Here is a 14,825-nt window from a genome sequence, read left to right as displayed (position 1 = left end):
TTCAAAGTTGATAAGTTCGGACATAAGAACAAAAGAACATAAGAGTTGCGCTTAGAAAATTATTCCTGCTGTTTATTTAACTACTGTTTTAATTTTTGTTCTTATGTTCTTCTGTCTGAAAAAATATTATTTCTTTTCCAGCTCTTGCAGCGAATCCATTTTCTTCTTTTCGAGGAACTCGTAGATGCCGCAAAGGTGCTCCGTCACCTTCTGATTGCCAAACTCATACACCTTCGTCACCAGTCCGTCGAGGAAGTCACGGTCGTGCGAAACGACAATCAGCGTGCCGTCAAAATCGAGCAGCGCCTGTTTCAGAATATCCTTCGTCTTCATGTCGAGATGATTCGTCGGCTCATCGAGAATCAGCAGATTAACCGGCTCCAACAGCAACTTAATCATCGCCAACCTCGTGCGCTCGCCACCGGACAACACTTTCACCTTCTTCATCGACTCTTCCGGCCCGCCAAACATGAAGGCACCCAGCAAATCCCGAATCTTGTTCCGAATCTCGCCCTTCGCCACATCATCAATCGTCTGAAACACCGTCAGATTCTCATCCATCAGCGAAGCCTGATTCTGCGCGAAATATCCAATCTGCACATTATGTCCCAGCGTCAGCGTACCGTCATGCTCTATTTCCCGCATGATACACTTCACGAGCGTAGACTTACCCTCACCGTTCTTGCCTACAAAAGCCACCTTATCCCCGCGCTCAATCGTCAGATTCGCGTTACGGAACACTGTCTTCTCACCATACGTCTTCCCGACATTCTCCATTATCACCGGATAACTGCCCGACCGTGGCGAAGGCGGGAATTTCAACCGCAATGCCGAAGTATCCTCCTCGTCCACTTCCAGCAACTCCAGCTTCTCCAGCATCTTCACGCGGCTCTGCACCTGCAACGTCTTCGAATACGTACCCTTGAACCGTTCGATGAACTCCGTCGTCTCGGCGATAAACTTCTGCTGCTCGTCATACGCCTTCTGTTGCTGCACCCGGCGTTCCTTGCGCAGTTGCAGATACTGCGAGTAATTCACTTTATAGTCATAGATACGCCCCATCGTCACCTCGATGGTACGCGTCGTGATATTATCCACAAACTTGCGGTCATGACTAATCACAATCACCGCCTTGCCGTTATTTATCAGAAAATCCTCCAACCACTGGATAGACTCGATATCCAAGTGATTCGTCGGCTCATCGAGCAACAACACGTCCGGTTTCTGCAACAGCAACTTTGCCAGCTCGATACGCATCCGCCATCCGCCGCTGAAATCACTCGTCTGACGCTGGAAATCAGCCCGCTTGAAACCCAGTCCGAGCAAAGCCTTCTCCACATCCTCCTCATAATTCGTGGCATCAATCGAATAAAACTTCTCACTCAATGTCGAGACTTCCTCAATCAGTGCCATGTAACTGTCGCTCTCGTAATCCGTCCGCGTCTCCAATTCCTTGTTCAACCTCTCGATTTGCGCCTCCATTTCGTGCAGATGAGCGAACGCCTGTGCCGTTTCTTCAAACACCGTCCGTCCGTCTTCCGTCATCAAGTGCTGCGGCAGATACGCCACCACGCAATCTTTGGGAGCCGAAACCCTGCCGCGGGTAGGTTGCCGCGCACCTGCCAGAATCTTCAGCAGTGTACTTTTACCGGCCCCGTTCTTACCCATCAGGGCGATGCGGTCTTTCTCATTAATTACGAAGGAAATGTCACTAAATAAAGTAGTGCCGCCAAATTCTACGGCCAATCCGTCAACAGAAATCATACTATTCTTTTAAATTGAAGCGCAAAGATAGCGAAATATATGAATCTTTTTTATAACTTGCGGGCTGAAAAGGAATGCAACCTTTAAAAACAGATAAAATAACAATAGTAAAACAATATGGAAGGCGTACAAACTAATGAATTCCGTCCACTGATTCTGGTGGCTGAGGATGATGACAGCAACTTCAAATTAATAAAGGCTATCATAGGTAAAAAATGTGATATTGAATGGGCTAGAAACGGAGAAGAAATGGTGCAGTTGTTCAAGCAGCACCACGAAAAAGTCAAAGCTATGCTGATGGATATCAAGATGCCCGTGATGAACGGACTGGAAGCAACGAAAATAATCCGTGAGTCCAATACGGAAATTCCCATTATCATGCAGACAGCCTATGCTTTCAGCTCCGATAAGGAGAACGCGATGAACGCGGGAGCGACGGAAGTGCTGGTGAAGCCGATTACTTTGGGAATTCTCCGCACTACACTGAGTAAATACCTGCCTGACTTGCAATGGTAGAATAGATATTTAAAAAAAATAAATAGGGTAGACGGGCGGAAAAAATATCGGATAGTAGAAAAACGGTATCACAAAAATAAAATAGGCGAACCTCACGGTTGGCCTATTTTTGTTCGCTTCTGTTAATTTGTTAGAGTTCAGAAACGACGCTATGTAAAGTCTCTCCTTTGAGAGATGTAAAGTCTGAGGGTGTGTAAATTACCAAATGAAATTACCATACTTCGTCTTCAGGCCATCCCGTCCAACGGAATCCTTTCACGGTGTACGTTTTTCCGTTCAGTGTGTACTTCACTTCGATGGCATCGGCTTTACCGTTGCTCGGTGTTGTCGCGCCTTGCTCCGTCATGAGTCCCGAAGTGACGGTAAACTCTCCCACAGCCGTATTGCCGTCAGCTTCCAGATTGCCGGCTGTTCCGCTGAAAGTGCGGGCATTCACATCACAGCTTATTTTGCCAAGGATTCCGGCATCAAACAAGATGTCGCTTGGCAACTTGATCCAGAGTTTATCCTTGTCATTGTCTGCAGTGTTGTACAGATACAGATACGTACCGTATACGTTGCTGCCTGAAGCTGTATGCATGGGCATCTCCTGATTGTTCGAGTCGTACACTTTCACGTAGTACTGTCCGCCCAGCGGGTAAGTAGGGGAAAACTCCTGATCATAATCTCCATAAGTGTCGCATGAAGCCAAAGCTACCAGAGCGAACATCATGAAAAATAAATATTTAATAGGTTTCATATTATATCCTTTCTTTTTATTGTAAGTTCAAAAAATCCTTGGCTTATTTGTGCCACCACAATGCTTCCGTGATGCCTGGAATTACCGTAGGAGCGTTGGTGTTGTAGTCCAATGACTCTCTGGAGTAGATGAAGCGGTGAGCATATTGTCCGCTGGCCAAAGAACTGTTCTCGTTGTATGCCAACGTTCCCAATACATAAGCCGGATTGTCCGTAGTCACTGTTCCCACTGCGGGGATTCCCGTACGGTTGATGTCGAACCATGTGTCCCAGGCCTGGCAACGTGTGCTGGCAACCCATTTCTGAGTAAGGATGCACTTCAACATACTGCTTTCATTGTCGCTGTCAAATTCGTATGCGCCACCGGCTGCTATGAATGAGCTTCCGTCGCGTCCCCATCTTTCAAATGAAAGTAGCACAGCGTTGTCATAATGAGTTTTAGCATTCCCCGCGTCAGCCAGTCGTGCGTAACACTCTGCCAACAAATATTCAGCTTCGGCAGCTGACATATAATAAACGGGGTCGAGGGCACCGATAGTGGCGCGGGCAGTTGTACGGATGGAGTAGACGGTAGACGTCCTGTTTCCGTAAGGAATAGCTCTGTAAGAACCGTCGGCAGCCGCTTTGTCATAAAAGTCCTGAATACGGGGGTCGTCGTTCTCAGACAGGAAAAGAGCCAATGTAGTACAAGCACGCACGTTGTTCGTGGTGTTCAACTGGCGACGGTCGTTCTCGTAGAACGGATTCGACTTGTTCACGATGTCCTCGAAACAATGTACTGTCGCATCCTCTTCTGTCAGGAATCCGCCTGCGGCAAGCATTGTCTGAATTTCGGCCTTGTTGGCGTTGAAGTCTCTCATCAGTAATTTGAGCTTCAGCGTCTTGGCAAATTTAATCCAACTGGAGATGTCACCGTCGAACACGTAGTCCTCTACGCCCATGGCGCGGAGTCCCGTTTCGGATGCGTCCGCTTCTTTGGCGATTGCGTCATTCAGCATTTTGAGGATGCCCGGGTATATAACGGTTTTGCTGTCATCATATTTGCAGTTCTGGCCTTGCAGTGCTTCGGTGAACGGGATGTCTCCGTAGGCATCGGTGAGTACATGATAGGTGAAAGCAGTCATGATTTTGCCTACCACCCAGTAGTTCCATGCACCTTCGGCTTCGGATTTCTTTATCACGAGGTCGAGGTCAGGCAACACGTCAGCGTAAGGGATTCTCCAAAGGCGGAGGTCGCTGGAGGAAGTCATGGCGTAGTTCACCAGCGTGATGTATTGGCTTGACGAAGGGTTCTGCGTGTAGTGCTGCGACCACATTCCGCCATACAGTTGGTAAAGGTAACCCATCACGGCTGCCGAACCGGTGAATGCGGACGGAAGCAGGGATGATACAGTAACTTGCGATTCACCCGGATAGTTCGGGTTTTCGTTGACATCCAGATAGTTCTCACAGGAAGTGAACATACCGGACAGGATGGTGCTTAATACACCTATGTATAAGTATTTAATCTTTTTCATCTTCAATCGTCTTTTAGAATACAACTTTAATACCACCACCTATACTGCGTGTGGAGGGAAGAGCGGCAAACTCTCCGAGCTCGGAGGTAATGTCATTACCGTAGTTGGTGATTTCAGGGTCAACGTAGTTGTTGGCTTTCGGAGTCAGCATGAAGAGGTTGCGTCCGATGAAACTTACGTCCAACTGGCGGATGCCGAGTTTTGAAATCCACACTTTAGGCAGTGAGTAAGAAAGAACCAGTTCTCTCAGTTTAAAGTAACCTTTGGGGATTACGAAATTTTCAAACTGGCTTCTTGAGTACGAGTCGCTGTAATAGCTGCTCATGTTGTCGCTTGTCACCGGATTGTTGTTTTCGGCATATCCGCCACCGGGAAGAGAGACAACGGAGTTGGGCACAACGAACGGGTCGCGGTTGTTGAATACCGAGCGGGTGGTGTTACCCACGAAGTGCATCAACTGTGCGGTGTATGAGTACATATAGCCGCCTTTACGCCAGTCGGCCACTGCCGAAAGGGTGAATCCCTTGTATTTGAGGCTTGTGCTGAAGCCCATCGTGAAGTCCGGAGATGAAGAACCGATGGTTTTCATTTCGCTGTTGCTGGTAGTCGGGATACCGTTGGCGTCGACAATCGTTTTTCCGTAGTGCGGGCTGTTCTTGTCCTGTACGGTTGCTATGGCGGGCACTTGGAATACACCGAGAGGTTCGCCCACTTTGGCTACGAAGTTCACGCTGTATGCCGTTTGCAGCACGTATTCTGTCACGGGCTTGTCGCCTTCGTTCCATAGCTTCTTCACTTCGCTCCAGTTCTTGCTGAATGTTACACCTAAATCCCATTCCACTTCTTTGGTACGAATCGGGGTGAAGTTGAGCGCCAGTTCGATACCCTTGTTCGAAATCTCGCCTACGTTGCGCACGGCTGTCGTGTAGCGGGTTTCCGGAGCGACGTCTGCCGAGATAATCTGGTTTTTGGTCAGCTTGTCATAGTAGGCCACGTCGATGCCGATGCGGTTGTTGAAGAAGTTGGCTGTCAATCCGAGTTCCCATTCGGAAGTCTTTTCCGGTTTCAGGTTGTTGTTGGGCTGACGGTTGTATTCGGTCAGTCCCAGCGCTCCGTTCAGGGGAGTGTCCAGATAGCCGTATCCGCCGGAGATATGGTCGGGGATGTAGTATGCCAATGTTCTGTACACGTCGGCGTCGTTACCGGTCTGTCCCCATGCGGCACGCACTTTGAGGAAGTCCATCACGTTGTTTTTCAGTGTGGGGAACATGTCGGTCAGGATGAGGGACGTGTTGATGCCGCCGTAGAAGAAACTGTTGTTGTTGATAGGCAGGGTCGATGACCAGTCGTTACGTCCGGAGAGGTTGACAAACCAGAAATTCTTGTACCCGAATTCTACCTGTGCGAAAGCGCCGATTGTTCTGCGCAAGTCTCTGTAGTTGGTGCTGATTGGTTTGTCGATGCCGTTCTGCAGGTTGTACCATCCTTCCATGAACAGCCCTTCGAGGTACGACTTGAGGTACGACGATTTCCGTTGGTTGAGGTTCCATCCGGCAGTACCGCCCAAGGTGATGTCCGAACCGATGTTGTAATTGGCGTTCACGAATAACGTGGCGTCTATCTGGTCGTAGTTGTCCGTACGTTCGGTGTAAGTACCTTTTTCTTCGGACTTGCCGCCGTCGGCGCTGTAAGAGTCGTCGGCATAAGTCAGTTTTGCCGTGCGCAGTTTCTGGCGTGAGTTGGTGAAGTCGCCACCGAGACGTCCCACGGCTTTCAGTCCGGGGATTACTTCGTATGAGAGTTCCAGTTTACCGTAGATACGGTCGTCCTGATAGTTGTTCTTGTTGTTGGCGAGTACCCAGTACGGGTTCTGCGCGTACCATGTGTAATAGTTGTCGGCGTTATAGCGCTCGTCGTTGAAGTCTTTCATGGCCGAGTAGTCGATGTCTATCGGGTGCTGGATGAGTTCCTGTTGCATGGTTGCTCCGGCCTTACCTTGTCCGGCGGCTGCTTTCGTCATATCCTTGCGGATGTAGGTGATGCTTGCGTCGGCACTGAACTTGCCGAAGTTCATGTTTCCGCGGAAAGAGAACGTGTTACGTTCGTATTTGTCGGCGTTGTCGGGCAATACACCATTGGAAGAGGTATTACCGTAGGAGAGCATCAATCCCATCTTCTCGTTACCGGTACGTATGCTGACGTTGTTGTTCATTTCGAATCCGGTAGTGTAGAAATTGCGGAGGTTGTCTTTCACTGCCGAGAAGTTCTTCTTCATTGGAGTGCTGAGGTTGTAAGAACCCCATTCGTGGAGTCTGCCGTCCAGTGCAGGCCCCCATGAGCCATTCTCGGCGCTATCCCAGATGCCCCATCCCTGTCCGAACTTGTCTTGTTCCTGCGGCACGCGCAGTACGTTGGATGCCATGAATGAACCGTCGTAAGAAACGGTCAGCTTTTCTTGTTTGGCGCGCTTGGTGGTAATCATCACTACGCCGTTGGCTGCTCTCGAACCGTAGAGGGCGGTAGCCGACGCGCCTTTCAGTACAGTGACAGATTCTACGTCGTCCGGGTTGACGTCATTGGCACCGTTACCGAAGTCGACAGCGTCACTGGCGTCGATTACGCCGTTGCCGAGGTCATTGGAAAGACTGGTGTTGTTGGACATGGGCACACCGTCGATGACGTATAGTGGCTGATTACTTGCGAAAGATGAGTAACCACGCACGATAACTTTCTGCGAACTGCCTGCTGTTCCCGAGTTGGAGATGCTGACGCCCGCTATCTTACCCGAAAGTCCCGACATCACCGAACCGGATTTGGCGGCAACGAGGTCGTCACTCTTTACCGTAGAGGCTGCATAACCCAGTATTTTCTCACTTCTCTTGATACCCAGAGCGGTGACTACCACTTCGTCCAGCGCTTTGGCGTCACTCTTTAATACTACTTTGATGATTCCCGGTTTGATGGCCACATCTTGTGAAACCATTCCTACATAAGAAACGCGCAAAGTCTTAGAAGAACTTGGTAATCGTACTTTCCGCTTTCACTATCATTAATAATCCTTTAGTGTATTTGCAAGCGTAAAATGACGAAAAGTCATTCAAATGGGACTTTTTTGTTGTTTTTGTTTTTAAAATTCCTCTTTTTAATACTTTCTCTATGTTGGTGAAGATGCTTTAAAAGTTGCTAAATTAAAAACGTTTAGTTTTAAAATGACGTTCTACGGTATTCTTGCGCTTACAGTCTGATAGTTTTTAGTTAAAAGCGTAACACTTTTTTTGGTTTTTCATAATTTGTGTTATCTTTGCAACCTGTTAGAGACGATAAATCTGTTTATAGGTTAAATTTAAGAGAGAATTTATGAAAAGAAAATTGATGTTCTTAATGACCTTCCTTTTTATAGGCATAGGTCTGATGACAGCGCAAACGTCCAAAGTTACCGGTTTGGTAACCTCTGAAGAAGATGGGCAGCCTGTCGTAGGTGCTTCAGTATTGGTGAATGGCACTACCCTCGGCACTATCACTGATATTGACGGTAAGTTTACAATCAACAATGTACCAAGTTCTTCTAAGACTTATTAGCCTTTTTTCTCTCTATTCTTCTTTCAGATTTTCTCTATCTTATTGTTAATCAGCTTTTCTGTTTCGTATTCCGCAATTTAACATTCCATCTTGTTTTCTATTACTGAAACTGGCACTTCATGCTCTTGTGATATGAGTAGTCTTGTCTCCTTTTTGCTTTTTGTGGACGGGTGCTGAGATTCTACCCGGTTGGTTGGAATGGCTAAGGGCAAAATATTGCTTTTCTTGAGGAGGAAAACACCTACTTGACTATGAAACAATATGTAGAAGACTTGATGGTGACAAGTACTACGTTCAGGTAAATGGTGTAGGAGACTTAGGTAATTCTGATACATGGTTTCATCTGTTTCTGTACTACAATCCCATAATTATGTTTAAGCGTTTTCAGTGCAGTGAACAAGAATTTTCAGTGCAGTAAACTATAATCTTTTATGTAGTCGGGAAGTTGTCACCTTGCAATGTGACTATTGTCATCTTATAAGGTGATAAATGTCACTTTATAAGGTGCTATTTGTCACTATGCAGAAGGACTGATTGTTTGGAAAAGACGGGAAACACTAAAGATACGAAATAAATTGGCGAAAAACAAGAGGGGGAGTAAATATTACTTCATGTAGCGTACATTATGTTCTTTTGTTTTTGGGTCATAGCGAACGAATCAAGGATTCGTTCGCTATGACTTTTTTTAGTATCTGTCTGTTCAGGATATAGCCGGTGGGCTCTATGGCATTTCGTTTTCCATCTGGAACTTGCGGCTTACTTTCATCAGGTTGATGGTGTAAGTCACTACGTTCTGCGCTTCCTGAACCATTGTCAGATAGACCATGCTCACGCGGATGCTTCCCGGTTGGCTCTGGATACGTTGGAGTTCCTTGCGTTTCAATAGGGAGAGTTGACCGTTGAGGTCGTTGGCACGGCGGATTTCTTCTTCCAGATTGTTGTATTCGTTGTTTTCCAACTTCTTGCGGCATTGCTGTATCAGGTAGGTGATGTCTTCGGTGGCATCGCTGAATTCGCCTTTCTGAATAGCGTCCAAGGGGTTGAAATTGTTGTCGATATGTTCCAGACACGGTTCGCAGAGACGGGAGATGCTGTACACCAGTTCGCTGGCGAAGTCATTGCCTTGGTAGTAATAGAGTCCTTTATCGAGTACGGTGTTGTTGTCGAGACGGCACATGGCTACGGTTCCTGTGCGTTTCATCTGTTTGATGAGTTGCTTCTCGAACTTCGTGGAACCCATGGCACGGCGCAGTCCGCGGAGATTCTCGTGCAGGAAGGAGGTGACGGTGAGTTCGAAGTTCGTTTCTGCATATTCCAGTACTTTGGCGAGCTCTTCGCGGGTGTGCTTGCGCATCAGTTGGAGGGCTTCTTCGGAGTTGGAGGTCTGCATAAGTTGTTTCAGGGTTTCGTTGCCTTGGGCTTTCGCTTTGCGTTTCTTGTACATCACCTGGCTACGTATCAGGATGAATACAGCGAGGGCGATAAGGGCGATAATGGAGATGTTGCCACCGTAGTGGAGCACGAGGGCGACGAAGAAACAGATGGTGAAGGCTGCTCCGGCGGTGATGAACCATCCACCGATGACACTAAGTACGCCGGTGATGCGGTAGACGGCGGAGTCGCGTCCCCAGGCACGGTCGGCAAGCGAGGTACCCATGGCTACCATGAAGGTGACGTAGGTAGTGGAGAGGGGAAGTTTCAGTGAAGTTCCCAGGGCGATGAGCAGACCTGCCAGTACGAGGTTGACCGATGCGCGGACAAGGTCGAAGGCGGCTCCGTCGGCGATGATGGCTTCGTCTTTGCGGAAGCGGGAGTTGAACCATTCTTTTGTGCCTGAAGACATGATGCGGGAGATACTGTTGGCCATTGTCATGCTGATGCGCACTACGGTGCGGGCTATCGGGGTGCTTCCGAAGGTTTCTTCGCCTTCATCCTGGCGGGAGAGGTCGACGGATGTCTTGATGACGGCGTGGGCTTTCTTGGAGGTGCAGAGGGCGTAGACCATGACGGCACCAGCGCCGATGAGGAAGTACCACGGGGTTTTGGCGGGGCCTAGCAGTGAGGTCATCAGGAAGCCGTTGGCGTTGCCTGCCCCGTTGGCGGTATAGTCCATGAAGGAGGAGAAACCTGCGAGGGGTACACCGATGAAGTTGACGAGGTCATTGCCGGCGAAGGCGAGGGCAAGGGCGAACGTGCCCATGAGGACGACGACTTTGAAGACGTTGACTTTGAGCCAGTGGAGCACTTGCATCAGTATGGTGAAGAATACGAAGAACGTGGCAATGAGAAGCCAGGTGTTTTCTTGTATCCAGAGTTTGTTGTCGGGGGTCATGAAGGAACTGTCTTTCAGTCCTTTGATGAGCATGAAGTAGATGATGGATGTAGCAGCGATACCGCCGAAGAGGGCGATGCTGTATTTCATCTTTTTCTTATAGTTAAAGGTGAAGATGACGCGGGCTATCCACTGAACGAGCATTCCGAAGAAGAAGGCGATGGCTACGGACACGAAGATGGCCATGATGACGGAGAGGGCTTTGTCGGTATTGATGAGGTCGCCCAGGCCGAGGGTGTCGCTGTTGTGTACTTTGATGAGGGAGAGGGCGAACGTTCCGCCAAGAAGCTCGAAGACGAGGGAGACGGTGGTGGAAGTGGGCATGCCCATGGAGTTGAATACGTCGAGCAGTACTACGTCGGTCAGCATGACGGCGAGCAGGATACACATGATTTCGGCAAAGTAGAAGTGCTCGGGTTGGTAGATACCGTGACGGGCGATGTCCATCATTCCGTTGGACAGGGCGGCGCCGATGAAAATGCCGATGCCGGCTATGAACAGGATGGTTTTGAACGAGGCTGCTTTGGCGCCCACCGCGGAGTTCAGAAAGTTGACTGCGTCATTGCTCACGCCGACGATGAGGTCGAACACGGCGAGGACGAAGAGGAAGATGATAATGCATAAATAAATTGTCTCCATAAATAATATATGTGTGTATGTTACTTTATTCGGGGACAAAGGACGGGATTTCAGGTTGCAGGGAGGTGTCATATGTGTTACATTTGTGTTACAATGGGGAGTGTTCTTTCTTTTCTCTTGAAAGAAAAGAAAGAACCAAAGAAAAGTTCAAGGCTTACTTTTTTCTCCTGCTCGCTTCCTGCACTACGCTAAAGGGCAGAAACTCGCTGCGCTCAAACAGTCTGCCCTTCTTAACGCTTCGTTACGGGTACTCGCTTGACGGAGAAAAAAGTAGGCCGGGAGACCATTCGGGTGGGATGGTCTTCCGGGGGAGATTATTTTTTTAGTTATGGGGGATGTGGGTGTTTGCTATTTTTTATTTAACCAGTCATAGAAGGTATATTGCGCCCGGACGGCGGGGGTGCCGGGTGTTCTCTTTTTGAATACGTTTTGCAGGCGGTCGTCCACCCAGCAGGCTTTTTGGTTATCGGCGAGTTGGATATTGAGCATTTCAATCAGGCTGTCGCGCAGGTCGGGGGCGAGGATGGGCGTGATGGCTTCGATGCGGCGGTAGAGGTTGCGGCGCATCCAGTCGGGCGAGCCCATGAAGACTTTGGGGTTGCCGTTGTTGCCGAAGTACCAGATGCGGGCGTGCTCGAGGAAACTGTCTACAATACGGGTGACACGGATGTTACGACTGTATGACTGGCCGGGGATGAGGCAGCAGATGCCACGGACGATGAGGTCGATTTGTACGCCGTGTTCGGATGCTTCGTAGAGGCGGTCTATCATGGTGGGGTCTTGGAGAGCGTTCATTTTGAGGATGATACGGCCCTGCTTGCCTTCGTCGGCAAGGGAGATTTCACGGTCGATGAGGCGGTTCAACTCGGGGATGAGGTTGAAGCGGGCGACGAGAAGGGTGGTGAACTTCGGGCTTTCCTTACCTTGGAGCGTGCGGAAGAGGTTGTAGAGGTCGTTCACTATCTCCTTGCGGCAGGTGAAGAGTCCGCAGTCGGTGTAGAGGGTGGCGGTCTTCTCGTTGAAGTTGCCGGTACTGATGTAGGCGTAGCTGGGGAGCTTTTCGCCGTTCAGGCTGCGGCGGCGGATGAGGGCTACCTTGGCGTGGACTTTCAGGCCGGGGATGCTGTATATTATTTTGATGCCGGCGGCTTGCATCATTTCGGCGGTGGCGAGGTTGTTCTCTTCGTCGAAACGGGCTTTCAGTTCTACGAATACGGTGACTTTCTTGCCGTTTTGGGCGGCGGCTATCAGGGTGTTGATGACGGCGGAATTTTCGGCTACGCGGTATTGCGTCACCATGATTTCACGGGTTTCCGGGTTGTGAACGGCTTCGTAGAGGAAGTGGATGAAGTGCTCGAAAGAGTGATAAGGGTAATATAAGAGCAAATCCTTTTGGGCGACATAGTTGAAGATGGATTCCTTTTCGTCAAGGATGGTGAGCTTCATCGGCTTCGGTTTCTCAACCGTGTGCAGGGATTTGTTCGGGTTGGGGAGATGGCGCAGGTCTTCCAGGTTCAGGTGCTTGTCGCCGGGGACGAGTTCGTCACGGTGGATGTGGAAGGCATCTACGAGGAAGTCAAGGAAGTCTTGCGGCATAGCACGGTCGTAGACAAAACGGCATACGTCGCCTATCTTGCGTTTCTTTACTTTTTTCTTCAGTTGGGCTACGAGGTCGGCACTGCTGGCGGTGTCGTCAATCAGGATGTCGGCATCGCGGGAGATTTTGATGCAGTAGCTCGAGTCGATGTCGTAGCCGGGGAAGATGAGGTTGAGGTTCGCCTTGATGATGTCTTCGGTGAACATCAAGTAGTGGTTCTTCTCGTGAGACGGGAGTTCGATGAAGCGGGGGACTTTGGCGTACGGTTGCTTCATGACGAAGTAGTAGGGGATGCGTTGGGCGTTTTCTTTTGGGGTGTCTGCCTTGTCGGTATCGTTTTTCAGATAGACACGAATGGCAAGATAAAGCCGGTTGTCTCGCAGGAAGGAAACAATTTTATCTTTGGATACGGGTACCGGTTGCAGGTAGGGGAAGATTTCTTCTTTGAAGAAGTCTTTGATAAATTTCTGGTGGAACGGTTCTACATGTCTGTCCTGATAGAATATGATATGGTTTTTGCGCAGGGCGGGCAGTATCTTTTGCTCGTAGATAAGCACACGGTCGTCCAGTTGCCGATTGACTTCCCGGTTGATTTCTTCTACGAGTTCGCGGGCGGATTGTACGGTTTCTTCGTCGCTTTCCGTAGCTCCCGAAGCGACCGCTTTATGGTCGGCCACACGGATTTTGTAAAATTCTTCGAGATTGGAAGAGTAGATGGAAATGAAATTAATGCGCTCGTAGAGCGGGAGATGCTCGTCCAAAGCCTCCATCAATACGCGGTAGTTGAATGATAGCCAACTGATATCTCGCTTAAAATAATTATATTTGCTTTCCATGTGCTTTAAGATTTTTCCAAATATAGTATCTTTGTGGGATTAAACAAAGAATTTTATGACAAGAATTGGATTATTATCAGATACTCACGCTTACTGGGACGAGAAATACCTGGAATATTTCGAGCCGTGCGACGAGATTTGGCATGCTGGAGACATTGGTTCAGTGGAAGTTGCGGAGAAGTTGGCGGCGTTCCGGACGTTCAGGGCGGTATATGGAAATATAGACGGGCAGGAAATCAGGAAGCTGTTTCCACAGGTGAACCGTTTTACGGTGGATGGCGCGGAGGTGCTGATAAAGCATATCGGCGGTTATCCGGGGAAGTATGACCCTTCGATAATCGGCAGTCTCATGGCGCGTCCGCCAAAACTTTTTATCAGCGGACATTCGCATATATTAAAGGTGAAGTATGACAAGACGCTCGACATGTTGCATATCAATCCGGGGGCGGCAGGGATGTCCGGCTTTCATAAGGTGCGGACGTTGGTGCGGTTTGTAATCGACCAAGGGGCGTTCAGTGACCTGGAAGTTGTCGAACTGGCGGATAAATAATGTGTTAATTCACCAATGTGATGCTGTCCGATTAAACGACAAGACAGTAAATAGGCAGGTCGGCAGATTGAAATATTGGCTCATTATTTTTGTCATTTCAGATTTCTTTCCGACCTTTGCACGCAGTTAATGATTTAACTCAGACGAACATGAAAGGAATAATTCTCGCCGGGGGAAGTGCCACCCGTCTTTATCCGCTTTCTAAAGCGATTTCCAAACAGATTATGCCTGTGTATGACAAACCGATGATTTATTATCCATTGTCTACATTGATGTTGGCGGGAATACGTGAGGTGTTGATAATCTCGACTCCGCGTGACTTGCCGATGTTCCGCGACTTGCTGGGAACGGGTGAGGAGTTGGGAATGTCCTTCTCTTATAAGATTCAGGAACAGCCCAACGGACTGGCACAGGCTTTCGTCCTGGGGGCCGACTTTCTGGACGGTGAAGCGGGATGCTTGATTCTGGGTGATAATATGTTCTACGGACAGGGATTTTCCGCTATGCTTCGTCGGGCTGCCAGTACGGAGAAAGGGGCTTGTATCTTCGGTTATTACGTGAAAGACCCGCGCGCTTATGGTGTCGTGGAGTTCGACGGACAGGGAAATGTGATTTCTTTGGAAGAAAAGCCGGAAGTGCCTAAAAGCAATTATGCCGTGCCCGGACTCTACTTTTATGATGCCAGTGTGACGGAAAAAGCGGCGGCTCTCTGCCCTTCGGCACGTGGAGAATATGAAATAACAGATTTGAACCGCCT

9 protein-coding genes and 1 pseudogene are annotated in these 14,825 nt (G+C 49.0%); 4 read left to right on the top strand and 6 right to left on the bottom strand.

The genetic code is table 11. The features are described 5' to 3' along the window. Positions 1-126: 126 nt before the first annotated feature. The gene (locus AB5443_RS04610; protein WP_044653381.1) at positions 127-1,764 is read right to left on the bottom strand and encodes an ABC-F family ATP-binding cassette domain-containing protein; all 1,638 of its coding nucleotides are present in this window, start codon (positions 1,762-1,764) and stop codon (positions 127-129) included. 117 nt (positions 1,765-1,881) lie between these two features. Between AB5443_RS04610 and AB5443_RS04605 the strand changes: the two genes are divergently transcribed. Beyond that, on the top strand, positions 1,882-2,280 hold the full coding sequence (locus tag AB5443_RS04605; protein WP_022139358.1) for a response regulator: 399 nt from the start codon (positions 1,882-1,884) through the stop codon (positions 2,278-2,280). A 211-nt stretch (positions 2,281-2,491) separates the two neighbouring features. Here AB5443_RS04605 and AB5443_RS04600 read toward each other — a convergent pair whose 3' ends face one another. From AB5443_RS04600 to AB5443_RS04590, 3 genes and pseudogenes are all read right to left on the bottom strand, one after another. Then, positions 2,492-3,019, bottom strand: a complete 528-nt coding sequence (locus tag AB5443_RS04600; protein ID WP_277133909.1) for a lipid-binding protein — start codon at positions 3,017-3,019, stop codon at positions 2,492-2,494. Positions 3,020-3,062: 43 nt separating this feature from the next. After that, complete coding sequence (locus AB5443_RS04595; protein ID WP_277133911.1) at positions 3,063-4,535, bottom strand: SusD/RagB family nutrient-binding outer membrane lipoprotein; 1,473 nt, start codon at positions 4,533-4,535, stop codon at positions 3,063-3,065. A 13-nt stretch (positions 4,536-4,548) separates the two neighbouring features. Further along, a pseudogene (locus tag AB5443_RS04590) lies at positions 4,549-7,560 on the bottom strand (SusC/RagA family TonB-linked outer membrane protein); the annotation flags it as partial. Positions 7,561-7,892: 332 nt separating this feature from the next. Here AB5443_RS04590 and AB5443_RS04585 point away from each other — a divergent pair. Continuing rightward, complete coding sequence (locus tag AB5443_RS04585; RefSeq protein WP_277133913.1) at positions 7,893-8,114, top strand: carboxypeptidase-like regulatory domain-containing protein; 222 nt, start codon at positions 7,893-7,895, stop codon at positions 8,112-8,114. Between the two features lie 721 nt (positions 8,115-8,835). Here the strand turns inward: AB5443_RS04585 and AB5443_RS04580 are convergent. Further along, complete coding sequence (locus AB5443_RS04580) at positions 8,836-11,085, bottom strand: inorganic phosphate transporter (RefSeq protein ID WP_277133915.1); 2,250 nt, start codon at positions 11,083-11,085, stop codon at positions 8,836-8,838. A 348-nt stretch (positions 11,086-11,433) separates the two neighbouring features. Beyond that, positions 11,434-13,518: an RNA degradosome polyphosphate kinase gene (locus tag AB5443_RS04575; RefSeq protein ID WP_277133917.1), complete on the bottom strand. Its 2,085-nt coding sequence runs from the start codon at positions 13,516-13,518 to the stop codon at positions 11,434-11,436. Positions 13,519-13,573: 55 nt separating this feature from the next. Here AB5443_RS04575 and AB5443_RS04570 point away from each other — a divergent pair, with 55 nt between their 5' ends. Further along, the gene (locus AB5443_RS04570) at positions 13,574-14,068 is read left to right on the top strand and encodes a metallophosphoesterase (protein ID WP_044654112.1); all 495 of its coding nucleotides are present in this window, start codon (positions 13,574-13,576) and stop codon (positions 14,066-14,068) included. Positions 14,069-14,217: 149 nt separating this feature from the next. Continuing rightward, on the top strand, positions 14,218-14,825 hold a 608-nt coding region (locus AB5443_RS04565; protein ID WP_368119592.1), incomplete at its 3' end, for a sugar nucleotidyltransferase.

This window comes from Bacteroides sp. RTP21281st1_H5_RTP21281_210402 (assembly GCF_040918965.1).
In the GTDB taxonomy this organism is placed as follows: Bacteria; Bacteroidota; Bacteroidia; order Bacteroidales; family Bacteroidaceae; genus Bacteroides; species Bacteroides congonensis.
The sequence above is the reverse complement of the archived record's forward strand: the minus strand, read 5'-3'. Positions and strand labels throughout refer to the sequence as shown.